General features: G+C 35.7%; 22 protein-coding genes. 16 read left to right on the plus strand and 6 right to left on the minus strand.

Annotated features, from left to right (window positions below; all coding sequences use genetic code 11):
• Positions 1 to 318 precede the first annotated feature (318 nt).
• The 8 genes from MT390_RS02965 (at position 319) to MT390_RS03000 (ending at position 5,700) form a co-directional block, all read left to right on the plus strand.
• Positions 319 to 720, plus strand: a complete 402-nt coding sequence (locus MT390_RS02965; RefSeq protein ID WP_499439512.1) for a GIY-YIG nuclease family protein — start codon at positions 319 to 321, stop codon at positions 718 to 720.
• A 130-nt stretch (positions 721 to 850) separates the two neighbouring features.
• The gene (locus tag MT390_RS02970) at positions 851 to 1,720 is read left to right on the plus strand and encodes a hypothetical protein (RefSeq protein ID WP_499439513.1); all 870 of its coding nucleotides are present in this window, start codon (positions 851 to 853) and stop codon (positions 1,718 to 1,720) included.
• A gap of 153 nt (positions 1,721 to 1,873) precedes the next feature.
• Positions 1,874 to 2,257: a hypothetical protein gene (locus MT390_RS02975; protein ID WP_499439514.1), complete on the plus strand. Its 384-nt coding sequence runs from the start codon at positions 1,874 to 1,876 to the stop codon at positions 2,255 to 2,257.
• 35 nt (positions 2,258 to 2,292) lie between these two features.
• On the plus strand, positions 2,293 to 3,057 hold the full coding sequence (locus MT390_RS02980) for a hypothetical protein (protein ID WP_499439516.1): 765 nt from the start codon (positions 2,293 to 2,295) through the stop codon (positions 3,055 to 3,057).
• 125 nt (positions 3,058 to 3,182) lie between these two features.
• Positions 3,183 to 3,911, plus strand: coding sequence for a hypothetical protein (locus tag MT390_RS02985; RefSeq protein ID WP_499439518.1), 729 nt, complete (start codon positions 3,183 to 3,185; stop codon positions 3,909 to 3,911).
• A 129-nt stretch (positions 3,912 to 4,040) separates the two neighbouring features.
• A complete protein-coding gene (locus MT390_RS02990; RefSeq protein WP_499439519.1) occupies positions 4,041 to 4,583 on the plus strand; it encodes a GNAT family N-acetyltransferase in 543 nt (180 codons plus the stop codon).
• Positions 4,584 to 4,731: 148 nt separating this feature from the next.
• The gene (locus MT390_RS02995; RefSeq protein WP_499439520.1) at positions 4,732 to 5,130 is read left to right on the plus strand and encodes a hypothetical protein; all 399 of its coding nucleotides are present in this window, start codon (positions 4,732 to 4,734) and stop codon (positions 5,128 to 5,130) included.
• Between the two features lie 126 nt (positions 5,131 to 5,256).
• Positions 5,257 to 5,700 (plus strand): hypothetical protein, encoded by a 444-nt coding sequence (locus MT390_RS03000; protein WP_499439522.1) that lies wholly within the window; start codon positions 5,257 to 5,259, stop codon positions 5,698 to 5,700.
• A gap of 3,982 nt (positions 5,701 to 9,682) precedes the next feature.
• Here the strand turns inward: MT390_RS03000 and MT390_RS03005 are convergent.
• Both MT390_RS03005 and MT390_RS03010 read right to left on the minus strand, forming a co-directional pair.
• Positions 9,683 to 10,942 carry a Y-family DNA polymerase gene (locus tag MT390_RS03005; RefSeq protein ID WP_499439524.1) on the minus strand — a complete coding sequence of 420 codons (1,260 nt, stop codon included), beginning with the start codon at positions 10,940 to 10,942 and terminating at the stop codon, positions 9,683 to 9,685.
• Positions 10,942 to 11,352 (minus strand): LexA family protein, encoded by a 411-nt coding sequence (locus MT390_RS03010; protein ID WP_499439526.1) that lies wholly within the window; start codon positions 11,350 to 11,352, stop codon positions 10,942 to 10,944. Before MT390_RS03010 ends, MT390_RS03005 begins: the two co-directional genes overlap by 1 nt.
• A gap of 256 nt (positions 11,353 to 11,608) precedes the next feature.
• On the opposite strand from MT390_RS03010, the gene MT390_RS03015 reads away from it, so the two are divergent.
• On the plus strand, positions 11,609 to 11,977 hold the full coding sequence (locus MT390_RS03015; RefSeq protein ID WP_499439528.1) for a ribosome recycling factor family protein: 369 nt from the start codon (positions 11,609 to 11,611) through the stop codon (positions 11,975 to 11,977).
• A gap of 186 nt (positions 11,978 to 12,163) precedes the next feature.
• On the opposite strand, the gene MT390_RS03020 is transcribed toward MT390_RS03015, so the two are convergent.
• Positions 12,164 to 13,534 (minus strand): formimidoylglutamate deiminase, encoded by a 1,371-nt coding sequence (locus MT390_RS03020; protein ID WP_499439529.1) that lies wholly within the window; start codon positions 13,532 to 13,534, stop codon positions 12,164 to 12,166.
• A 202-nt stretch (positions 13,535 to 13,736) separates the two neighbouring features.
• Between MT390_RS03020 and hutC the strand changes: the two genes are divergently transcribed.
• From hutC to MT390_RS03050, 6 genes are all read left to right on the plus strand, one after another.
• Positions 13,737 to 14,495 (plus strand): histidine utilization transcriptional repressor HutC, encoded by a 759-nt coding sequence (gene hutC / locus MT390_RS03025; RefSeq protein WP_166369507.1) that lies wholly within the window; start codon positions 13,737 to 13,739, stop codon positions 14,493 to 14,495.
• Positions 14,496 to 15,195: 700 nt separating this feature from the next.
• Entirely contained in the window at positions 15,196 to 16,728 is a 1,533-nt protein-coding gene (gene hutH, locus MT390_RS03030; RefSeq protein WP_166369509.1) for a histidine ammonia-lyase, read from the plus strand.
• Between the two features lie 160 nt (positions 16,729 to 16,888).
• On the plus strand, positions 16,889 to 18,094 hold the full coding sequence (gene hutI, locus MT390_RS03035; protein ID WP_499439802.1) for an imidazolonepropionase: 1,206 nt from the start codon (positions 16,889 to 16,891) through the stop codon (positions 18,092 to 18,094).
• Complete coding sequence (gene hutG, locus MT390_RS03040; RefSeq protein ID WP_499439531.1) at positions 18,087 to 19,034, plus strand: N-formylglutamate deformylase; 948 nt, start codon at positions 18,087 to 18,089, stop codon at positions 19,032 to 19,034. Before hutI ends, hutG begins: the two co-directional genes overlap by 8 nt.
• Positions 19,034 to 21,031, plus strand: coding sequence for a urocanate hydratase (hutU, locus tag MT390_RS03045; RefSeq protein ID WP_499439532.1), 1,998 nt, complete (start codon positions 19,034 to 19,036; stop codon positions 21,029 to 21,031). Before hutG ends, hutU begins: the two co-directional genes overlap by 1 nt.
• Before the next feature lie 145 nt (positions 21,032 to 21,176).
• A complete protein-coding gene (locus MT390_RS03050) occupies positions 21,177 to 21,875 on the plus strand; it encodes a HutD/Ves family protein (protein WP_499439534.1) in 699 nt (232 codons plus the stop codon).
• Here the strand turns inward: MT390_RS03050 and MT390_RS03055 are convergent.
• The 3 genes from MT390_RS03055 to znuC form a co-directional block, all read right to left on the minus strand.
• Positions 21,864 to 22,403, minus strand: coding sequence for an isochorismatase family protein (locus MT390_RS03055; RefSeq protein WP_499439536.1), 540 nt, complete (start codon positions 22,401 to 22,403; stop codon positions 21,864 to 21,866). The genes MT390_RS03050 and MT390_RS03055 overlap by 12 nt on opposite strands.
• Before the next feature lie 324 nt (positions 22,404 to 22,727).
• Positions 22,728 to 23,510 (minus strand): iron chelate uptake ABC transporter family permease subunit, encoded by a 783-nt coding sequence (locus MT390_RS03060; RefSeq protein WP_499439804.1) that lies wholly within the window; start codon positions 23,508 to 23,510, stop codon positions 22,728 to 22,730.
• On the minus strand, positions 23,506 to 24,297 hold the full coding sequence (gene znuC, locus MT390_RS03065) for a zinc ABC transporter ATP-binding protein ZnuC (protein WP_166372915.1): 792 nt from the start codon (positions 24,295 to 24,297) through the stop codon (positions 23,506 to 23,508). The genes MT390_RS03060 and znuC overlap by 5 nt, the downstream gene beginning before the upstream one ends.
• A gap of 230 nt (positions 24,298 to 24,527) precedes the next feature.
• On the opposite strand from znuC, the gene MT390_RS03070 reads away from it, so the two are divergent.
• On the plus strand, positions 24,528 to 25,643 hold the full coding sequence (locus tag MT390_RS03070; RefSeq protein ID WP_499439538.1) for a zinc ABC transporter substrate-binding protein: 1,116 nt from the start codon (positions 24,528 to 24,530) through the stop codon (positions 25,641 to 25,643).
• The last annotated feature ends 160 nt before the right edge of the window (positions 25,644 to 25,803 follow it).

Below are 25,803 nucleotides of genomic sequence, written 5' to 3' on the forward strand. Positions count from 1 at the left end.
GTTGCTTAAAAGATTTTGCGTATTTTTAAGGGCAGGATTACTGTTTTTATCAGCATTTAAGTAATAAGTTATCAATCACAGGAAGTGTTTACGCTCGGCCTCTATTTTTCAGCGTTCAAACTTCCATGTATTTCAGCTAGCTACTATGTTGGTAATCTCTACGTTGTTGATACAGTTGTGTCATAAAAAAGGTTGCAGTATCAGCAACTAACAAGGCGTGCAATCGGACAAATAACAGTTGGCTTTGTTCGCTTCGCTCTCTATTTTAGCCAACCATTATTTGCCGTTTAACGCGGCGTTATATTTTACGGAGAAGTCATGAGCCATTGGCAGGCTAAATTAGCTACTTTGCTACCAGAAATTGAAACTTACTTAGAGTCACTTTTTGAAATGGATCCTGTTTTATTTGCTGTTGCTCAACCATCTAAAAAGCCTGGAACTTACATCATTTATAACCATGACGGGATACTTTCTTATATTGGAGAGGCAAAGGGGTCTGGTGGCTTGAAAGATAGATTATTAAGTAAACATCTTTCCGGCGATGATAAGCATGCAATTCAAAGAGCATATAAATCTCAATTCCCTGACAGATTAGAGAGGCGAAATTATATCAAAGAAAATATTTCCGTTCGCTGGGTTGAGACTAAAGACGCTAACACAGCTTCAATGATTGAGCGCATACTAATTTCAATGTTTAATCCACCTTGGAATAAAAAGTAAAATATAACAAGTCACTCAAAAGGACAAATAACAGTTGGTTTTTGCTCCTTCGTCGCTTATTTTAACCAACTATTTTTTGCCTCTTAGTGAGGCGTTATACGAGTACTCGAATATCTAGGTGAATATGTAAATGGAAGAGTCAAAAACAATAAAAAAACTGAAGTCAGAATTAATCAAAGAACTACCTTTTTTCCCTAACACCAAAGATACTCTAACAGAGCTTGAATCTCAGGGGCTAAATGGAGTTTTAATTCACTATTTACATTGGAAAACAAGAATTGTTCCTCCACGCACTAGAAAAATCAAACTATCCCCAGAGGTTACGGCAGATAAACGCTGGAAAGAATTAAAAGGTGGCATAAATAGTTTATTAGATAAGGTTAGGGAAGGCGAAGATATATACCCTTACCACTCTCAAAGGGCGCATAAATATGGATATACACCATCTCAAAGGATTAGAGACGGTGAGGCTGATTCTTGGGAAGATAAAGATCAAATACTAAATACAAAAGGTTTTCATCATTTTCATTTAAATATGAATGTGCAAGATACTGGTTTATCAGAAAGAACAAATGATGTGCTCTTTGCATTTGTATCAAGAACTGAGTTTCATGCAATTGGTATATTTAATCATGACGTTTTCGAGTCGGCTAGTATTGATGGTAAAATGACTGAAGAAAGAGAAAGAATGTGGCACCTTCATGAGAAGTATACAACCATGGGCATGGAGCCGGGGACTACATATATGAGTAACCCAATAATGTCATCAGGTCACCCTATGTATATTATTCGAATGAGTGATTATTATGCTCAGTTAATTAGAGATACTGATATTAAACTTAACGATAGAGTATTTATAAATAGCTTATATGATCAGGGGAACCTACCTCATCCAAGCAAATATAATTTTGAATGGAAAATGGATAGTCTTGATTTAGGATTGCTAGATAAAAAAACTGGAGTCTACTTCCGCATCAATGAAGGCCAGTGTAATTTATAAACTCGTATAACAAGGCATTTAAACGGAACTAAAACAGTGGGTTACGTTTCGCTTCGCTACACATTTTAACCCACAATTTTTTCACCGCTTAACGCGGCGTTAGCACTTTTGCGAACATCGTAACAATATTAACTAAGTAAGGATTATAAAGTAATGGAAACATTTAAAGCATCAGTTCAATACGGTGATATGAAAGGCAGTTCAGCAGCAGATAAAGCAGATTTGGAACATGCTGCAACGTGGCTTGAGAAAAATGGCGATATTTCTAAGAGTGAGTTTGTCGTAGGGATTTCAATGCGGGCAGGGGAAAACCATGGCTCACATACTGACCCTGTAAGTGTCAAATTCTTAGTTGCGGAACTTAATGGTTACGCCAACATCCCAGAAATGCTCGAAGCCCGTGGTGACTCTGTTGAGGTTAAAGTTGTTCGTAAAGATATGAATATTGCAGATTTTCTAGCCTTATTTAAACGCTTAGAAATCACCCTTTCTACTTGTGGAATTATCGAAGGTAAGTCTTATACCGAAAAGAGCTAACAAGCGCTTAAGTCTCATCAAAGGAGTAGAGTAAATTGATAGATGAATCAAATCCAGCAGGAAGACTTTATAAAATTCTCGCTGGAGTTAAATCTCAGCCAGATAAAACGTCTGTAAAAAAAGTCTGGGCTTCAGCGTTTGCTATAGAAGAAAATGATGTTTTGATAACAAAGTCTGTTGTTGAATTGTATTCATTATCTCAAGAAATACAGTCATTAATAAAAATGAATGATGCTCTAAATCATGATTTATACCTTACTTCTTTTAATAAAATAGACCGGTCATTCTTCCCTCTAAATCTAAATGCGACATGGGCTTCGGTAAAGGTTCATTTAACTGATGAAGCCTTAACAAGATTGCAGTTTTGTGCCAATGAACTATCTCGATTTTACTCAGAAGAATCAATTTCAGAAGAAGATCTAAAGTTTATTATTCAAAAAACCGGAGAATTATTTGAAACATTATATAAATCAAGTTTACCTGCTGCTTTGAGGCTGTCATTGCTAGAAGAAGTTGAAAGAATCAGAAGTGCAATCAGTTTATATAAAATCAAGGGGGCTAAAGGTCTAAAAGAAGCACTACAAGGAACTCTTGGTGCTGTTGTTGCCAATCAAGAAGAGTTAAAGGCTGCATCAAAAACTGATTCAGATGTGATTAAGCGTTTAGGTGAATTAATTGAGAAAATGGATTCTTTCGCATCTAAAGCATTGAAAATTAAAAAAGCACTTACATCTCCTGTTAAATATGTACTTGAAATGCTTTCCGAAGCAGAAGATGAATCAGTCGAAATAGAGACTTAACAAGCTAATCAACTGGACGTATTACGGTTGTCATCGTTTTTGCATAAGAAAAACATGGCAAAAACAAAGCCAACCTACACGCCAGTTATTAGGGCGTTAGGAATATTTTTAACTACGAGTATTTAATGAAATTTGATAAATTAGCAAAGAAAAATATAAAGCTACTTGCTCTTTATAATGAAATAAACGATTGGATGCCTATTATTTCCGAAAGAGGCTCTTCGTCTGAATGGGGAACATCTATCAGTAATGGTAAAGCTGTGATTGAATTTTCACCAAGTGATAAATCTCCATCATCATTGGCTCATGAGCTGTTACATTTTAAAGTGCAAAAGTCTGGTTATAAAAGGCTTAAAGTTCTTGCTACAAAATCGATGTATCAGCCAATGATGAATTTATTGATAACAGCTTTGGATAATGAGTTGCAACATCATAAAATGTATAGTTATTTCATTGATTTAGGTTATAAAAAAGATAAGTTCTACAGTCCAGATGATGTCAATACGAAGCTATACATAGAAAGTCAATTAGCTTCGCTAGGCAATACATTTGACGAACTCATTATACTTTACCTCACTATTATTGCTCCTGGTGGCTGTTTGAGTTCTTCTGAACGAAACAATTTTAAAAAAACAATCAGATCAAAGTTTGGTAGTTCAGCACCATTTGATGAAATCGATGAGGATTTTTCTTTTTGGTCGTCAAGTTCTGATTATGATCTTGAACCTATTGTTAAGAAAATTTTTAATCTAATTGATAGTTCTGCAAAAACTTGGATTGGTTATGACGATGGAAGTGGTTTTCCTAAATCAGGGTTCTTTATAGGGAAACCATTCGCACTGGATGACTTTTGATAATTCCTAACAAGTCAATTAACAAGGACTAAAAACAGTGGGCTATCGCTCGTGCCTAACTTATTTTAGCCCACAATTTTTAGCCTGTTATTATGGGCGTTATATGCCTTAAGAGTTTACGAGTTCACTATGATTTCTGAATTGAAAACACCAAATCTTATTATATCTGTGTTAAAAGCTGAAGATTTACCTTTACTTGTTAAATATCAGAATGAAAATAAGAACCACCTTGCAAAGTGGGAGCCGAGAAGAGCACTGGATTATTATTCTATTGAAGAGAGTAGAAAGAGAATTGATATAAATTTGCAAAATTTTAAGTTGGGTACCTCGATTTCCCTTGTTGGCTTTAATAAAACTAAAACAGAAATAATTACACTATGTACCTTTTCAAATATTGTTTATGGTGCTTTTCAAGCTTGTAACCTTGGGTATTCCATTTCAGAGCGAGAACAAGGGAAAGGTTTAATGTTTGAAATGCTCGAAAGCTCTATTAGTTATTTATTCAATGAATATCATTTACATCGAATCATGGCTAATTATATCCCTCAAAATAAACGATCTGAAAAGTTGTTGTTGAGGTTAGGATTTGAAAAAGAAGGTCTTGCTAAATCATATTTAAAAATAGCAGGGAAATGGGAAGATCATATTTTAACTTCTAAAATTTCAAGTTAAGGCTGGCATATAACAAGTGCATTAAATCAGAACAAAAACAGTTGGTTATGTTTCGTTCCTCAACAAATTTTAACCAACAATTTTTGTCCGTTTATGCGGACGTTATATTTTTGAGCGTCATTAGCATTCAATAGATAGAGGTTGTTAAGTGGACTTTATAATTAACGATATTGAGTGGTGGAAAATTTCACTTTATAGCTTCATGAATGGATGGCTTCCAGGTGTGTTTACATTCTTATTAGGACTTTATTTTGAGAGAATAACTAGCCGTAGAAAGCTGAAGCAAGAATTAAAAAACAACCTTCTCGAAATTTTCATTCCTACGTTCAACTCAGGAGAGAGCATCACGTTGACTTTAGCTGAAGAATCCAATCGTAAGTTAAAAGCAGCATTCAACGCATATAAGCGGATATATCCTGAGATTTTTAACGAACAACCGGTTCAGGAACTAAGTAAAATCCTTGCTGATGGTTTTTGGGTAGAAGGTAAGGTCAATGGGAGATACGTAGATCCAGATTGCATACAAGGAATAATAAGTAAGTTATAGCTGACACTAAACATAAATAAAAATATAACAAGTTGCTTAAACGGAAAAATAACAGTTGGCCATCGCTGCGCGATTATAGCCAACCATTATTTTCCGCTTAGCAAAGCGTTATATGCCTAGGACACTATGAATTTAGATATCCATAACAAAATAGAAATTGCAATTGAGCAATTAGAAACTGCATTGGATCTATTTATATCTGGTAAGTCCTATGTCTCCGCACTTACCCTTGGCGGAGCCGCTGAAGAAATTTTAGGTATGGCACTTAAAATTGATGGAGTTAAGAACTCGATTCAGGAGTTATACAAAAATTATAATAGACCTGGTTTGGAATGGCTTAACCCACCAAAGAACTGGAAAGAATTCACTACAAATGGGGAAAATAAAGTCAGAAACGCTGTTAAACATCTCTCAAGTAAAGATGATTTAACCTTTGAAGCTGACATTCAAGATGAAGCTGTTTGGATGCTTGTTAGGGCTACGGACAACTACAACCGACTTGGTTTTAAGCCAACAGATTTAATGCATGAATTTAATGGGTGGTTCTATGAACATATCGTCGGCATATAATCGGGTAGCCGGAGGTATCTAACCTCCAGCCCCCACACCACCCTGCATGCGGCTCCGCACAGGGCGGTTCATCTTATGATCAATAGTGAATATTAATCCACAAGTCCTTTAATGACATCAAACCTTGTCTGGCTAAAAACGCATTACTGATCGCTATATTGATCCTTTGGTTTTCGAACTACATCCTGAAATTGATTACAGTAATAAAAACTTTAAGCTTCCACCATCTGTTAAAGGGATTTTCTTTTCATAACATTATGAATTTCCACCTTCCCAAATTAGGGGGATGGCGAAGAAGAGAATGGCGGAGAATTAATCAAAAATATCGAGTGGACTAATACGTGATTGAATATAGTTCTGAGTAATCAAAATATTAAATCATTTTTAACTGTGTATTATCCATATGAGTTGTATAACAAAGTATTAAAAATTCAACTAAAACAGTAGGTTGTGTTCCGCATATCTACACATTTTAAATTCTCTATTTTTGTCCGCTTAATACATCAGGAGGTTTAACAGAACAATCGAGAATTTTTGAAAATAGAAGGGCAGTTAGATTAATACTTTTTCTATGAATAGCATGTAGTTAAATTAAAATAAAAAACTTTCTGTAATTTAAGACAAACTTTTTATTAATAATAAAATTAATTCTGATTATGATCTTATTTTTAGGAGCTAGGATAGGAAAAGAAATAATTACTATCTGTAAAAATATTGGGGTGTAGATAGTATTTTTTTTATAACCAGAAAGTTTATTTGGTTTGTTAAAATTTTAATTTATTATTCCCATATTAAAATAAAATATTTGCAATCCAAGTGTAATGATTAAAAAATATTTTAACAATATTAAACTATAAAGCTAGTTAATGTGAGAATTTATCATTAGTCATTTAAAAATAACCGCATCAACAGGTTGATGAAGTGTAATAATTATTTTTTCATTCACAAAATAATTAAGTAACAGCAGTAAGTTAATGTCGTGGAAGATATTAGAATTCGAACATTAACCTATGTGACATAGAGATTAGTATTAAGATTAATTTTCTAATAGAAATTATTCGAACAATATTAAAACTATAAAGCTAGTTAATGTGATAGTTGATCATTAAATTATTAGATTATTAGATTATTAGATTATTAGATTATTAGATTATTCAAAATTATTCGCATTTATAAGGTGTGATGAAGTGTGTTGATAAATATTTTGTCCATGAATAAACCGATTAAGAAATTTAAGTAAGTTCATGTCAAAAGTAAAACTTCATGACAGAGTTTAGTGTTCAGATTAATCTGGTGGCGAAAAATATTCGTAAACGTTTGAACAAAAATGTTAGTCGGATACTGATGATTTATTAGGTTTGGACAATCCAGGTTAAATTTGAAGTGGCACTAATTCAGTATTTAAAATGATTCGGGCATGTTGGGGAAATATCACAACACTTATAAGCGATCTCATGCTTAATTTACATAGTCATAATTACCAAGCTGATTCGTGATAAACGCCAAAGCGCTGAAAAGCGCAAAAAACATAAAGGATAACAGTATGTTATACATTTTATGTTAAATAGAATTATGGTAAATAAAAGAAAGTTAAGGTGATACTGGATCTCATTCTTAATTTACACTGACACAAGTTAACATTAAAAACAGCTATATTAAAACTCTATTTAACATAATATACATTATGCGAAGTGTTGTTAATGTTTACGTTGGGTGGGTATTTTACTCTATTGTGCATTATTCAATATATTGATCTTATTTAATCTAATGTATTTTAACTAATTTAGATCCAGTTAATAATCCAGTTGCGTTATATTTCACGGATTACTCCTTTCCTCATTTATTGATTTTTTATTTGTTCATTATTATTGCTGATTAATAATTGAAACTATTCTTAATAGTTAAGTACGTTTTTTGTCTTGTAATGTAAATCTGACTTTGGTTTGTTTTATTGTTATCTCATAGCTTGAAAATTAACTAGGAACTTAGTTATTACCTTACTATTTATATTTAAGGCTGTTAAAACTGCTTATTTTGTTATTTCTTAATTCATATACTTAATAATTACCTTATAAATACGCCAAATATTCTGTTTTACTCTCAACATTGCTTTATTTGATTATAAATTAGGCGCTCTGTGTTGAAATCTGATAGATTATTAAGGTATTCGTCTATAAGTAGAAAACCTCAGAGCCTTTACTAAATATCTATTTCTTTTTCATTCGTTATGATTTCATGTCTAACTTATTTTTATTGTCAGTTTTTTCAATTATCAGATTAACTCTATTTTTTCTTTTCAATACCAACATGAAATATTAACGCATTATATTGATACTTATATTTATCGTATTTACTTCATACTTCATGAAGTAAAATTTAGATTTATACAGTTATGTTGGTTACTTGTTTTAAAACTATTATTATTTTTCTTTTGTTGAAAAATATAATGGTTAACTTTTTTGTAAGTTAAATTTATTTAAGTAACTTAGATATTAGGATTTAATAACTATTCGTTGCAATCTGGCCGCATATAAATATTTAAAAGTTTATATAAATAACCGGTTAATAAACTTTTATTTTAAAAATTAAGTTTTCCACTAACTATATTTATTTTTAGTCATATGAAGTTTCGATTAAAATTTAAATTAAGATTCCTAATAAAAAATATACAGTTAATTATTTTTTTAAATTAATTTTGGTGTCACATCGTGCCCGTATCACTTCATTAAATATAAATTGTTAATTGTTAATGACATTTAAATTTTAAATAAAATTCAGTTAATTTATTTTTTGAATGCTAAACATAAGCTATAGAAGCTTGATTATCCTTATTTATCTTTTACCTTTGAAACATTACAAATAGACTAGTCAAATACAGATTATCATCTTGTTATTTTCTACGGCCATAGAGGATTTCTTTTATTGGTTATGAAACTCAAAACTAAAATTTACATGTATATGCCATGATATTTTAATAAATGAAGATTTTTTAGTAGTTCATTGCTAACAAAAATAAGCATTATCTCTTAACCTTTTTATTTATTAAAAAATTAACAACCACCCTATTAATTTCAATATATCACTTAAATTTCAACTACTTATTTAAAAAGTTCAACGCTAGTATTTAATTTATCATCTTATTTTTAGGTTCGATTTTTTATAACTTAAAAATTACTGAGTAACAGTAAAGGCTAATAAATATGTTGTTGCAGCTCATCATTACCGGTTAAGCACTTAAATTTTTATAAAAATAAATGAAGAAAGGCATTTAAAGTTATTAACCAAGTTTTTATTTAATGGATTAATGGATTAATGGTTAAGTTACCTATCGCTATTTACTAAATACATGATCTTTTTGAATTATTACTTACAATTTTAATTTTAGCCCTCCATAAAATCCAATCAGCACAATCCCAACAGTATAAGCATTAACATCCGCCCTTTTAAATGAATATTTTTTGAATAGGCTAAAGTTAATTGAAATATTTATATTATGTATCTTGTAGTGCATCGATAGAAAATTTTATGTCTAAACTCCCTGTTATTGTTTCAAAGTGAGCATATTTAGAATTAACTCGCGGATTAACTGACACATAATATACGTTGCTAATGTAGTAACGGGCTAATAAAAATACTTACACTTACTACTATAATTCTCACCTTTTTACCTTCTGATTAACGTTTTAAATACGCCTGAACACCTTCTTAAAAAAATGAAGATTAAATCAAAAAAGTTAGTAGTAATGCTTCTTTATATGTTGATTTTTTATAAAATTAAATCGATTTCCTATATACAAAAGTACTCACTTATTACAGCTAATAAAGGGAGATTTTAGTATTTAAATGGCATTTATATTAAAATTATTTTAAATTTTATTATATAAAAAATATGGTAATAAATTTCTTTAACTGAAATTAATTACCAATGTAATCAATATTTTAATTTAAATATAAGAAAAATTATTTGTTTTAACCCTACTAGCTAACAACCAATCTTAGGGATATGTTTCCAGTGTGTTGTGTATTGTGGCGTTAATAACTCTCTGCGCATTGACCATTTTTCTTCAGTGCCTTGAGCTGCAAAAAATAAACTATTTGTACCATAGCGGTGATTAATTCCATCTAATATTTTCATCAATGACGCGTTATGTTTATAAGGGTTGAAGAGATCAAGTTGTTGGTGTTTTTGACTACTTAAATTCAGTAACCCAACGCCAATTTTGTAATATCGTACACCGGGTTCAAATAGCAGATGTATATTCTCACTGATTGCATGTAACAGTTGTGAAGTATCGTTGGTGGCCTGAGATAAGTGGATAATTACTTTATAACTCGCCGGTGATTTATCAAAGGGACTACTGGCCGCAAACGCTAATAATGTGCTACATAGTGAATATTGTTCTCTGGCTTTCACACAAGCAATGGCAATATGTTTGGCTAATGCTTGGTTTAGACTTTGAATATCCGTAATGCGTTGTCCAACACTGCGCGTTGAAAATATTTGTAGTTTATCCGCCCTCACACCATCCCATATCTTACAAGGTTGGCCGTTTAGCTCATTGATTGTGCGTTGTAATTCGACATTAAATAAACTTTTTGGTAATAATTTAAGGTTAGCTTTACTCAGCTGCGATACTGTTTTTATCCCATTCTGCGCTAACTTTTGATTGGTTTTTTTACCGATCCCCCATACATCAAGTGGTGATAATTGTGCAAAAATATCCTGTTTAAATGCTTCGTTATTTAGCAAACAGACGCCATTAAATCCGGCCCACTTTTTGGCAACATGATTCGCAACTTTAGCTAAGGTTAAGGTTTCGCCTAATCCCACACAAACCGGTAAGCGGGTTTCCTTCCAAACTGTACGGCGTATTTTTTGCGCCTGAATGGTTAAATCTGTAATGCTATCGCTGCAGTTGCTAAAGTCTAAGAATGATTCGTCAATCGAATAGATGTGTTGCTCTGGTGCAAAGCGCCCTATTACTTGCATCATCTTATGCGACAAGTCTGCGTACAGTTCATAGTTTGATGAACATACGATGATGCCTACTTTTTCACAAAGATAACGCACTTTAAAAAAAGGTTGGAATTTTTTAATGCCCAGTGCAAGAGCTTGTTTATTGGCGGCTACAATACAGCCATCATTATTAGACAATACAATGATCGGTTTTCCTCGCCACTCTGGCCTAAACACTTGTTCAGCGCTGCAATAGAATGAGTTGGCATCGACTAATGCAAACATTATAGGTTTGCCGCTAATAATTGACTGCTTCGATGGCAACGAATTGAACGTGTGACTACACCTTCGATTGTAAATTGATCGTCTTCATTAATAGGGATAGTTTTATAACGAGGGTTAGCAGATAGTAACAAACGCTCATTTATATTAATGATCTTACAAATAAACTCACCATTATAATTTGCGACAATCACATCGTTATTTTTAGCTGTTACGTGTCTATCTACAATAAGAATATCACCACTGTATATACCCACACCTTGCATGGAATGACCATCAGCTTTACCAATAAAAGTGGCATTTGGGTGCTCGACAAGCAGTGCATCTAAGCTTAATGGTAATTGCAAGTAGTCACTTGCTGGGCTTTCAAAGCCTGTAATGCCTGCACTTGCTGTAATTAGAATGAAGTTCATAACGACTCTCACAATTTAACTGTTTATTTATACAGTTAAATTATAAGTGAGTTTATTATAAGTACAAGCAGAACTTAATACATGGTGATAGTATTACTGTGGAATTGATGTGCGTTTAACCCTAGGTAGCCTTTAACTCAATCGCCTCCCTTTATTCTGGTCTAATTTAACCTGAGTAACTTTATATTACATTTTTTGTTATCATGCTTTTACACTGTCCCCATTCGGCAAAGCGTTAACTTATTAAAGGTACAATGTGTTAAATAATGCTTCAGATTTATTATCTATCAAGTTGAATAATTTTGTTCATCGTATTGATTCTAAATCGTTAATAGTAGAAATGGCTATTCAACATCGATGTACTTTAAGGCGTATTCGTCGTTCTAAAAATTGGTCATTGATAGGGGTTGAAAAAGATCTTATTCAAATAAGTCTATATTTTCGTGAAAATAATAGTCGTTGGATTGCAGAAGCGATTGATAAAGCATTACCAAAACCAACTACAGATTTATCCCTATTATTGAAATCGAATCCAGGCATGACAGTTAATGAGTTAGTTGCTGCTTCTGGCTGCTCATTGGTTGAAGCGAGATCTGCAATTGATTCTGCTGAACAATTTATTTGATGTGGTTAGTTAATAATGAAACTTTTTTTTTCAAAAATACACCGTGATGCTGATAAAGCGTGGCTTTGTCTAATCGGCAGAAAATAGTCTAATTAAGTGCTCTATTTTACTGTTTAAAATGGCTTATTACTTCGCTGTCTGTTTGTTAAAAAATAACTATTAACACCCAAATATATTAGCAAACCATTATTTATCCATAAACAAACGTTTTAACAAAGCAGTAAACTCAAAACGAGTTTGATCTTCATTAATATGTTTGAAATCGCTGATCACTGGTTTTCCAGCTACGTAAACATGCTTAATTAGGTTTTCATTACACGCAAATAACCACCGATTAATAATATCTTCATTGCTACTTGCGGCAATAAAAGGATGTTGATTATCTAGAACCATAAAGTCTGCACGATGCCCTACTGCTAAACCTAATTTTACTTGTGCCGCTTGATTCCCGCCAAGTCGTGCTTGGTTTAGTAAAAAGTCACCGACATGATTTTGTTGATCACTATAAAGCCGATTACGTTGTTGATCTCGTAGCCGTTGACCGTATTCGAGCGATCGCAATTCTTCTACTAGTGACAAACTAACATGACTGTCTGAACCAATTCCCCAACGGCCTTGAGCTTGCATAAATTCTACCGCAGGGAAAATGCCATCACCTAGGTTTGCTTCTGTTGTTGGACATAAACCAACGACTGCTTTGCTTTGAGCGATTGTTAATAATTCATTTCTATCAAGGTGCGTGGCATGAACTAAACACCAACGCTGATCGATGCCTATTTTATCACTTAACCATTGCACAGGACGTAGCCCACTCCATGCTAAGCAATCCTGAACCTCTTTTTGTTGCTCTGCGATGTGGATATGAATGGGTGTTTGATTAGATATCGCGCTTGATACTGTTTGTATTTGTTCTTGAGTGACAGCTCTTAATGAATGGAAACAAATGCCTAAACGATGTAATGGATGATCTGCTAATTGTTTTTCACAGGCTTGATGCAATGCTAAATATTGCTCACTATTGTTTATGAATCGCCTTTGCCCGCTATTAGGCAATTGTCCAGCAAAACCTGAATGAGCATACAGTACTGGTAGCAGTGTTAATCCTATTCCAGCTGTATCAGCCGCTTGCATTAACTGCACTGCCATTTCATTGATTTGAGAATAAGCCTGGCCATTTTGTTGGTGGTGCAAATAATGAAACTCTACTACCTGGGTATAACCCGCTTTGAGCATATCAATATACAATTGAGTTGCAATAATACGCAGATCATTGGGAGTGAGTTTATTAACCACTTTATACATCAATTCACGCCAACTCCAAAAGCTGTCATTAGGATCTAAGCTGACCTCTGCCATACCTGCCATCACACGTTGAAAAGCATGTGAGTGAAGGTTTGCAACAGTGGGTATCACTGGTCCGTTTAAATAGATTGCCCCGTTTACCATGGTGTTGATAGTGATGCTTTTGATGCTACCATCGATGACGTCGAAGCGAACATTGTTTGCCCATCCATTTGCTAACAATGCTTTTTTTGCAAAATAAATCTGCCTAGCCATGAAATAACCCCACTATCATCGATTACAAAATACACGCTAAAAAAGAGGTTATAAGTGTAGCTGAAACTATCTTGTATATACAAGATAAACTTAGATCTATCTCTATCTGTTATAACCACAAAATACTGGGTATAATTGCTTATCAAAATATTTTATTTTTAAACGTTGCATTAATGGCCCCTTCATAAACCAAGGTAAAATCGTGATCGAAACTACCAGTAGCATGATGAACAAGCTTTCTCAGTCGATAGAAGATTCTCCAGCACCTATTTATGCACGCGTGAAACAAGCAATCTGTCTGAAAATTAATAGTGGTGAATGGCAAGCCAACCAGCGAGTGCCTTCAGAATCGGAGATGGTTAAGGCATTAGGCGTGAGTCGAATGACGGTGAATCGTGCATTAAGAGAATTAACTGATGAAGGAATTTTAATTAGACAACAAGGCGTCGGCACCTTTGTTGCAAAGAAGAAAACACATTCAGCACTTTCAGAGATCCATAATATCGCCGATGAAATTGCACAACGGGGTAATCAACACCGCGCGGAGTTAATCGAGATAATACGCACTAATGCGAGTATGGAAGAGGCGATCAACCTTTCAGTACGTACCAATCACACGATATTCCGTGCAACCATCGTACATTTTGAAAATGAACTACCGATTCAAATTGAAGAGCGAGTGGTCAATGCGACCCTTGCCCCTGACTATGACAAACAAGATTTTCAACAGAATGAAACCTATGATTATCTAATGAAAGTGGCCCCGATGACAGAGGGCGAACACCTTGTTGAAGCAGTAATGCCTTCAGCTTACGAATGTAAACTATTACAAATTGAAGCCAATGAACCTTGTTTACAAATAAAGCGTCGTACCTGGTGTGATGACCAACTAGTCACTACCGCTCGTTTGCTTTCTCCTAGCTCACGGTTTCAACTATTCGGCCATTTTGGCGGCAAATAACGTCCTATTTTATATAAACCTCACTGCTCTTAAGCAATAACAGACTGAATGTTCTGCTATTGCTTTGTCTACTTTGCACTGTTCATACTCATTAAATACTTTAACTTATACTTATTCCGCTAAATTGCTGCTCATTGTTGTTGGTTCAAATACTCCATTTCTGCGTTAAAAACTTTACAGAGGGAAACAATTATTTGGCAGACTAAACTCTGTCTTGTTTTCCTGAATAAAAGTCAGATCACATATTTAGAAAATACCCGTCACCATTCAAGATGCAAAAATCAGCAAGCCGTGAGGTGAACAGATTCTAGGCATAAAGGCAAAGATCTAATGGGTTAAATCGAAACTTTATAACAACGAAGATAGTTGCCTCAGGACTTGTCCTGTGGGTCGTCAACTCGAAAACCAATACTGCATTGCAACATTCGTTAAGGACTATCCATTGTCATCATATTACGTCTTGTCTTGATGCCCGAGTTAGCGACTGAATATATATCTTGATTGATAACGGGTCTAATTCACATGATTACTTTTACAAATGACTTGCACCGAATATTAAATGCAATTAGTATCGAATTTATAGTTGTATATACATGTATTGTTTATTGTATATAGTTACATTTACTAAAAAAATACAAGTCACTTTTACCTGACAACAGGTAGATAAAACTAAGTAACCAATGTTATGGAGAATTGCACCATGTTTGAATTGACCATTAATCCAGGAAAACTGACGCTTAATGAATTACGCAAGATTAGCCGTGAAGCCGTAAAATTATCTTTGCATGAAAGTGCCATTGAAGGGATCCACGCCAGTAATCAGATCGTTAATGATGTTATTGCCGATGACCGTGCCGTCTACGGAATTAATACTGGATTTGGTCTACTAGCCAACACACGTATTAAAACTGAAGATTTAGATGAGTTACAACGAAGTATCGTACTATCACACGCGGCAGGCATTGGTAAATTAATGAGCGATGCCACCGTCAAATTGGTGATGACTTTAAAAGTAAACAGCTTAGCACGCGGTTTTTCTGGCATTCGCTTATCGGTAATTGAAGCATTGATTACTTTGGTTAATAAACAAGTTTATCCATGTATTCCACAAAAAGGTTCAGTTGGTGCCTCTGGTGACCTTGCCCCCTTAGCACATATGAGCGCCGTACTTTTAGGTGAAGGACAAGCTCGTTATAAAGGTGAGATTATTTCTGGACAAGCTGCTTTAGCGATTGCAGGGCTTCAACCTATTACACTAGCACCGAAAGAAGGTTTAGCATTGCTTAATGGTACGCAAGCATCAACAGCTTTTGCTTTAGAAGGTTTATTTCATGCCGAAGATTTGTTTGCTTCTGCCATTGTTTGCGGTTCGTTATCCGTTGAAGCTGCGCTAGGTAGCCGCAGTCCTTTTGATGATCGAGTTCACCAAGTTCGTGGTCACCAAGGACAAATAGATGCAGCCGCTGCATACCGTCATCTATTACGTGATAGCAGTGCAATAAGTGAATCTCATGTTGATTGTGAGAAAGTGCAAGACCCGTATTCTTTACGTTGTCAGCCTCAAGTCATGGGCGCTTGTTTAGATCAAATTCGTAATTCAGCTAGAACATTACATATTGAAGCAAACTCTGTTTCTGATAATCCGTTAGTGTTTGCACAAGATGGAGATATTATTTCAGCGGGTAATTTCCATGCTGAGCCCGTTGCGTTTGCAGCAGATAATCTAGCATTAGCAATTGCAGAGATTGGTAGTTTGTCAGAACGCCGTATGGCGTTATTGATTGATAGTGGCTTAAGTAAGTTACCGCCTTTTTTAGTTAATAATGGGGGTGTTAACTCTGGCTTTATGATCGCGCAAGTGACGGCAGCGGCATTAGCAAGTGAAAATAAAACCTTTGCGCACCCTGCCTCTGTGGATAGCTTACCCACTTCCGCAAATCAAGAAGACCATGTTTCGATGGCAACCTTTGCGGCGCGTCGTTTAAAAGATATGTCTGAAAATACACGTGGAATTTTAGCCGTTGAAATTCTATCTGCAGCTCAAGGTATTGATTTCCGTGCACCACTTAAATCTTCTGATGCATTAGAACAAGCAAAAGCAGAATTACGCGCACAAGTGCCATTTTATGATAAAGACCGTTACTTTGCGGCGGATATCGAAAAAGCGAATAACTTGTTAATACAAGCCGTACATAATGAGTTGATGCCTGCACAATTATTGCCGAGTCTATGATCTCGTGTTTATAAATAACCATACAAAATCTTGTTTTGGTTAATTAAATGTAACGTTAACGATTGGGTGGTGTTTAAGGAAAGTATTCTTTTATTGAACATCATTTTTAAGCTTAATATTTCAATATAACTGTGGGGCATTTATGAGTACTTCCCTAAAAATTGATTCACTTTGGACTGGGTTTCATGTTGCTACAATGTGCGATGGTCAATATCACTGCATAGAAAACGCTGCGATAGGCGTTACCAACCAACGTATAAGTTGGATTGGAAAGGAAGCCGATTTACCTGCTCATCAATCCCAAATAGAACATGACCTTGGTGGTGGCTGGGTTACCCCTGGCTTAATTGATTGCCACACACACTTAGTATTTGGCGGTAATCGTGCCACTGAATTTGAACAGAGACTGAATGGTGTAAGTTATAAAAGCATCTCTGAAAATGGCGGCGGTATTGCTGCTTCCGTGAAATCAACACGAGAAGAAACCGAGCAACAATTAATACAATCAGCACAAGTTCGATTACAGGCGCTGATCAAAGACGGTGTGACGACTGTAGAAATTAAATCCGGTTATGGGCTCTCTACTGAACACGAAATAAAAATGTTGCGTGCCGCTCGAGCTTTGGCAAACGAACATCCCGTTGAAATTAAAACCACTTGTTTAGCTGCGCACGCTTTACCACCTGAGTTTAAAGGCCAAGCAAATGCTTACATTGATTATTTATGTAATGAGTTATTACCTGAAGTCGCTGAATTAGAACTAGCCGATGCTGTTGATGCTTTTTGTGAAAATATTGGTTTTAGCACCGATCAGGTAGCACGTTATTTCAACACTGCACAATCTTTAGGGTTACCCGTTAAAATCCACGCTGAACAATTATCTTCTCAAGGTGGCACTGAGATGGCTGCCAACTTTAAGGCACTTTCAGCGGATCATATCGAATATATAACCGAACAAGATGTAAAAGCCATGGCTAACGCAGGCACGGTTGCGGTGTTATTACCGGGCGCATTTTTTACCTTAAAAGAGACACAAAAACCACCTATTGCCCTACTACGGCAATATAACGTACCAATGGCTATCGCTACCGATTCAAACCCTGGGACTTCGCCTGTACTTTCTCTACGATTAATGATGAACATGGCTTGTACTTTATTTGCACTTACCCCTGAGGAAGCCCTAGCTGGTGCGACCATTCATGCTGCCAAAGCACTTGGATTAGCTGAAACTCATGGTGTTTTAAGTATTGGTAAAGTGGCAGACTTTGTTTGCTGGAATGTACAAAGTCCCGGTGAATTAAGTTACTGGATAGGCGGCGACCTTTTGAAAACACGTGTTAAAGCAGGAGAAATTACTCATGGCTAATTTCTTAGGGGATGATGTAGAGAAGGTAGTAAATAGTGAAGTAAAGCGTGCTGTAGATGATGCGGAAGAAAAAGTAATAGATAGCGCAGCAAAAAGTATAAAAGAAAACGAAGTAAATAAAATGCGATCACCCTTTAACTTTTTCCAAGGTGATAGCCCAATCCTAGTCAGCATGCCACATTCAGGTACCAAACTTATAACGGGTATGGAGCAAAGGTTGAGCGAACAAGCGAAAGCATTACCTGATACCGATTGGTTTGTTCCTGAACTGTATGATTTTTTACAAGCGATGAATATCAGTCACATTAGCGCGAATTACTCTCGTTATGTAATTGATTTAAATAGACCCGTTGATGATCGGCCACTGTATACCAGTAAAACAACGGGCCTATTTCCTGACATTCTATTTTCCGACCAGCCGGTATTCTTAGCAGGTCAAACACATTCAGAAACATTGAAAGCGCAAATAAAAAAACAAATTTGGGCACCCTACCATCAAAAAATTACTGATGAGTTAATACGTATTAAAGATAAGTTTGGATATGCCATCTTGTTTGATGCACATAGCATCGCTGCATTTGTACCTATGTTATTTACTGGAAAATTACCTGATTTCAACTTTGGAAATAATAATGGGCTTGCTTGTGCGCCTGCGTTGCTAAATATTTTAAATAAAATAATTGCTTCAACACCCTATCAACAAGTGAGTAACGGTCGTTTTAAAGGCGGTTATATCACTCGTTCATTCGGCAAACCGCATCAGCAGATTCATGCCATTCAATTAGAATTATCACAGGCAACCTACCTCAAGGATGACTGTAATAACTATCAACTTGATCCCGCGAAAAAAACACAAGTAAGTGCGCTTTTACAACAACTATTTCAAGCTTTACTCGCGGCAGGTAACCCAAGCGATTTAAATATTAAGGAAAACAGATAATGAATTTTAAAGAGATGATTTTAGAAGGGATCCCAAACACACTACCAGAAAAAAAACAACGTAGCACCGAGTTAAGCCATGCACCTAAAAGAAAAGATATTTTAAATCCAGCTGAAAAGAAACTAGCAATAAAAAATGCATTAAGATACTTCTCTCCTGAACATCATCAAGTACTTGCTGAAGAGTTTTACGAAGAGCTGCAAAATCACGGTAGAATTTATATGTACCGTTTTATGCCAAATTACAAAATATCAGCAAGGTCAATTGAAGAATTTCCACATCAATCAAAGCAAGCTGCGGCTATTATGCTGATGCTGAGTAATAACCTTGACGATGCAATAGCACAACATCCTGAAGAATTAATTACCTATGGAGGGAATGGGTCTGTTTTTTCAAATTGGGCACAATACCTTTTGACCATGAAATACCTGGCTGAAATGACTGATCAGCAAACCTTAGTTTTATACTCAGGACATCCAATGGGCTTATATCCATCAAATAAAGAGGCACCTAGAGTGGTAGTCACAAACGGGATGATGATTCCAAACTATTCTAAACCGGATGACTGGGAAAAATTCAACGCACTTGGTGTGACTCAATACGGTCAAATGACGGCTGGTTCGTTTATGTATATTGGGCCACAGGGTATTGTTCATGGCACCACCATTACGGTATTAAATGCGGTACGAATGATCAAGGAGCGTGACCAATCTACATTGCCTATTTTTGTTACTTCAGGTTTAGGTGGCATGAGTGGTGCACAGCCAAAAGCGGCGGTTATTGCCAAAACGATTGGTATTGTTGCTGAAGTTAATCCTAAAGCAGCTTATAAAAGGCATCAACAGGGGTGGGTTGACGAAGTGCATGAGGAGATGGATAAGCTGATTGAACGTATTCGTTTAGCAATCAAAGTGAACATCCCTGTTTCTTTAGCTTATCTTGGTAATATAGTTGATCTGTGGGAACGCTTAGCAATTGAAGATATTACAATTGACCTTGGTTCGGACCAGACTTCACTACATAACCCTTGGGCCGGTGGTTATTACCCAACAGATTATAGTTTTGAAGAAGCCAATGAGATGATGGCGAATGACCCCGAAAAATTTAAACAAGCAGTACACGACACTTTAAAAAGACATGTAAATGCAATTAATACATTAACGGCTAAAGGCATGTACTTTTTTGATTATGGTAATGCCTTTTTATTAGAAGCAAGTCGTGCTGGCGCGGACATTTTAAATCAAAATGGATCATTTAAATATGCTTCCTATGTGCAAGATATCATGGGCCCTATGTGTTTTGACTATGGCTTTGGTCCATTTAGATGGGTATGCGCATCATCTGATGGTAAAGATCTTGATACCACAGATCAAATTGCAGCAGAAGTATTACTGGCAATGCACAAGACTGCGCCAGCGGAAATAAAGCAGCAGATTGCTGATAACTTACTTTGGATCCAAGAAGCTAAAGAAAATAAGATGGTAGTTGGATCACAAGCTAGGATTCTATATGCCGATGCTGAAGGCCGTATGAGAATTGCCGTCGCCTTTAATAAAGCTATCAAAGAAGGAAGATTAACAGCACCTGTCATTTTAGGACGAGATCACCACGATGTTTCAGGAACTGATTCACCCTATCGCGAAACCTCAAATATCTACGATGGTTCTCAATTTACTGCTGATATGGCAATCCATAATGTCATTGGTGATTCATTCCGTGGAGCAACATGGGTCAGCATTCACAATGGAGGCGGTGTTGGTTGGGGTGAAGTGATCAACGGTGGTTTTGGCATGATGTTAGACGGTTCAGAAGACTGCGATCGTCGTGTTAAATCGATGCTGCATTGGGATGTAAACAATGGTATTTCAAGAAGAAGTTGGGCTAGAAATGATGGTGCGGTATTTGCAATTAAACGCGCCATGGAAGTGGAGCCAAACCTTAAAGTAACTATTCCAAACTTTGCAGATGATGCACTGCTTGATCAACTTATTAATTAACATTAGGTTCACCTCTGCTCTATCAAGTAGAAGTAAAATAGCTATTTAACTGTCCTAGTTCATGTCTCTGTTCATATTAAATATATTATGGGCAGGGACATAAGTGCAGGCAATGATATAAGTGATTCAAATAAAGGTAAATCACGTGCTTAATTATCAAATATTATTACCACAGCAGTACAAATCGATGCCTTGGAAAAATGGCCTTGGTAATACGCTTGAAATTGAACGTTATGACGATAAAAATGGGCTATGTTTTCGCATTAGCCAAGCGAGTGTAATTGAAAATGGTCTTTTCTCTGACTTTAGTCAATTACAACGGACTTTGGTATTGCTGTCAGGTAAAGGCATAACACTTAAACATTTTGCAATTGAGTATTTGGATCAACAACAGAACCATAAAGTTAGGTATGTTAATGAATTAATCAAGCCATTAGATATGGCTCATTTTGATGGAGGCGATAAAACGTTAGCAACACTCCATGATGGAAAAATTGAAGATTTAAATATTATGATTAGAAAAACGGATACAACTGCAAACGTTACTGTCATGGAGTTGGGTCGACAATTAATAATATCAGGTTCTCAGAAATGGTTATATAGCGCTTATTATGCTAATAGTATTTGTAGCTTGTGCCTAAATGAAAATAAAGGTAATTCTCATTTTGTTGAATTACCGAAACATAGTTTAATACGTTTAAAAGTAGATCCCAGGTTAATAAACAGTTCTGACAGTAATTTTGCTACTGGCTCGAGTGGTGCAAGTGAACATACTCAGGTTACTTCTATAACAGTAACTAAAGGCTCTGGTGTATTCATCGACATCTCAAGTTTAACGGATTAGTTCTAATATTTGTTTGAATTCGGGATCTCGGCAATCTTTTACTAATTCATATAAGCACATTTCTAAACCAGTCGTATTAACACCGCTATTTTGTAATGCATTAATAGCAAGTTGTTTATTCACTGCAAGGCGAGAGCCAATACAATCACTAACAAGTTCGACCTTGTAACCTAGCTCCGTCAACCCTTTTGCAGTTTGATATACACAAATATGCGCCTCAATGCCGCATATTAACCAAGTTGATACATTGGTAGCACCAATTAGATCTAGAAAATCAGGTGAATCACAGGCATTGAAGGTATATTTTGTTATCAGTTCAATATCATCAAGCAAAATGCTTAACTCATCAACGGTAGAACCTAACTTTTCTGGGTTTTGCTCTAGCCAAATAATAGGTAAATCAAGCACCTGTGAGCCTTTGATTAACTTTTCACAGTGACTTATCAAAGTATCACTGTCATCCACTAAACGCGCTAGTTTTCCCTGAATATCAACGACAATAAGTCCGGTATTTTCTCTCATTAACATATGAACCTCTTATTCGAGCGACTATGTTTCTGATATTAATCTGAATCATTGATAATCTAAAGCTATTTTCTAGCGCACGTGTTGGAGATGACTATACTGCTACAAATAATCAATTCCTTTGAATATAGATTAGCGAAACTCTATAACCGCCACCTGTCACCTTCTATTTATACCCGTTACTTATACCTGTTGATGCCCATTAACGATATCCATTGTTTGGGCAACTTACAGTTTTATATTTTCACTTTAAAAGTAACGGCTATAGAGCAGTCTGAATTCGCACTTGAATTAAAGCCTAGATCCGCATAAAAAGTGCAAGTGCAATTATTTTCGAGGAATAATAATACTCAGTAAAAACAATAAACAACCACTGACCACAATCGATGGACCCGATGGTGTATCGTAATAATAAGAACCAAGTAATCCGCCAATCACCGAAAAGCAACCAATAACAATAGCTAATATAGCCATCATTTCAGGTGTGCTAGCAAAACGACGTGCGGTCGCAGCGGGAATAATCAATAAAGCTGTTACTAATAACATACCCACTACTTTCATCATGATCGCGACGGTTAAAGCTATCAAGCCTAAGAAAAGCCAATTAGTGCGATCCACTGGAAGCCCTTCAACTCGCGCTAAATCTTCATGAATGGTGATCGATAATAGAGGTTTCCAAATCCACATTAGCCCCAAAAGAGCAACGCCACCTGCACCATAAATCCAATACAGATCGGTAGCACTTATTGCAAGAATGTCACCAAATAGATACCCAACCAAATCTATTCTTACATCATCCATATATGCTAAGGCCACTAAACCCAAAGAAAGTGAACCATGCGAAAGGATACCTAGTAAGGTATCACTGGTTAATTGACGTTGATATTGGCTAACAAAAAGTAATATCGCCAATGTTTGGCAAATAATAAAAATACCTAGTGTAAGGTTAATATTTAAAATAAAACCTAATGCAACGCCTAGTAATGCTGAATGAGATAAAGTATCTCCAAAATAAGCTAAACGGCGCCAGACCACGAAAGAACCAAAGGGACCGGCTACTAATGCTACGCCAATTCCCCCTACTAAAGCTCTCAATAAAAAATCATCAATCACTTTTTTTACCCTCTAAATGTTCACAAAATTGGTTATGTTGATGGCTGTGATCATGCTCAGTAAGTGCATGGTTGTGCTCGTGACTTTTTTCATGAACGTACAATGCCAAATGACTTGCTGCATGCTTTCCAAACAACTGTGCATAAGCAGGATGACTAACAACGACTTCAGGCGTACCACTACAACATATATGCTGATTTAAACAGAGCACCCTATCTGTGGATGACATAACAAGATGAAGATCATGTGACACCATCAAAATGGCACAGTTTCTCTCAGTTCGAACTCGGCTGATAAGGCTATATAGTTCAGATTGGCCATGCACATCAACACCTTGTACAGGTTCATCAAGCACTAATACATTGGGATTACGTATTAACGCACGCGCCATCAGCAAACGTTGTAGTTCACCGCCTGATAATGTGTGTAACGGAGCATCAATGATATGTTCTGCACCGACTTCTGCTAATAATTCTTCAAACGGTTTTTTATGAGTTGTTTTTGCTAATGCTAAAAAACGCCTAACTGTCATTGGAAAAGTGGGATCAATATGAATTTTTTGAGGCACATAACCAATGGTTATATTGTCGGCAAGCTGCACCGTACCGGAGGTTGGTTTTTGTAATCCAAGTGCGACTCGTAAAAGCGATGTTTTACCTGCGCCATTTGGCCCAACGATGGTCACTATTTCGGCGGGATTTAGTTGTAAATTAATATTCTCTAAAAGCGTTCGTTCTCCTAATACTAGGTTAATTGCATTTAAATTAAGTAATGCTTTATTCATATAATTTCTTATTCCTTACTCGGCTACAAAGTTATAACTTTTGGCCTGTTCAATGACTACTTGCTCTTGTTTAATTATTACAAGCGACTATTTACTAATAGAAAATAGTGCAAGAAAAATATAAATTAAAAATAAGTAATGTTATCTTATAACAAAATAATGCGTTATATTATAACACCACGTACCGTTATAATATAACAAATTTCATATACTACTTAAGAGAATGCAAGATGAAAAAATTATTATCCCAATTCATATTGATTACAGCCCTACTACAACATTCAGTAAATGCGGCTGAAAGCCCGCAGGTTGCTGTTAGCATTAAACCGATTCACTCCCTGGTGAGTGGTGTTATGGAAGGGGTTGGTACACCACAGCTGATCGTTAAAAGTGGTTCACCACATGGATATACTTTGCGCCCATCAGAGGCAAGAACATTATCACATGCAGATCTAGTTATTTGGGTTGGTCATGAGCTGGAAAGTTTTCTTGATAAGCCGTTAAAAACCTTAGCAAAAGATGCCAAAAAACTTGAACTGGCAGACCAGTTAGCTGGGTCATTGTTGACAAAACGAGACTTTGGAAACTGGGAACATCATGATCATAGTGAGCATGCTGCACATGATGATGACCACGACGATCATAAAGAGCATGTAGCACATGATGATGACCACGACGAACATGAAGAGCATGTTGCACATGATGATGACCATGAAGATCATAAAGAGCATGCAGCACATGATGATGACCACGGCGAACATGAAGAGCATGTTGCACATGATGATGACCATGACGAACATGAAGAGCATGTTGCACATGATGATCATGAAGGTTCTATGGACCTGCATATCTGGCTTTCACCTAGTATTGCTCAAAAAATTGTTGATCAAACTAGCATAATGTTAATTGAAATAGATCCAGCTAATGCTAAGCAATATGAAATAAACACAGTGAAAATGACAGCTAAAATAACAAAGCTTGATCAACAATTACAGCAGAAATTAGCACCAATACAAACAGTTCCTTACTTAGTGTTCCATTCTGCATATCAATATTTTGAAACGAGTTATAACTTAAATGCTGTTGGTTCTGTAACCATTGACCCTGAAAGAAAGCCTGGAGCGAAAAGAATTACTGAGATACGAAAAAAAGTGCGTGATTTGAAAGCACGTGCAGTATTCAGTGAACCTCAATTTGAATCAAAATTGGTTACTACCATTATTGAAGATACTGGTGCAAAAACAGCAACCTTAGATCCACTGGGTGCGAATATTACAGCAGGACCAGATGCTTATTTTGAATTAATGAATAACTTAGCTGACGACTTAGTCAAAGGTCTTGAGTAAGGTATTAACTAAGTTTTTAAATTAAGAAACTGGTGTTAATAATTTTTAACAAAATAATTTCACCATTTTCCTTATAAACATTAATGATAAATCGGTCTTGTGATCAACTTTCAAAGTGATTCAAGACCGATTCTCCTTAGCTTTATGTGTGACCGTTATT

Source organism: Vibrio sp. 2-Bac 85 (assembly GCF_037546705.1).
Classification (GTDB): domain Bacteria; phylum Pseudomonadota; class Gammaproteobacteria; order Enterobacterales; family Psychromonadaceae; genus Psychromonas.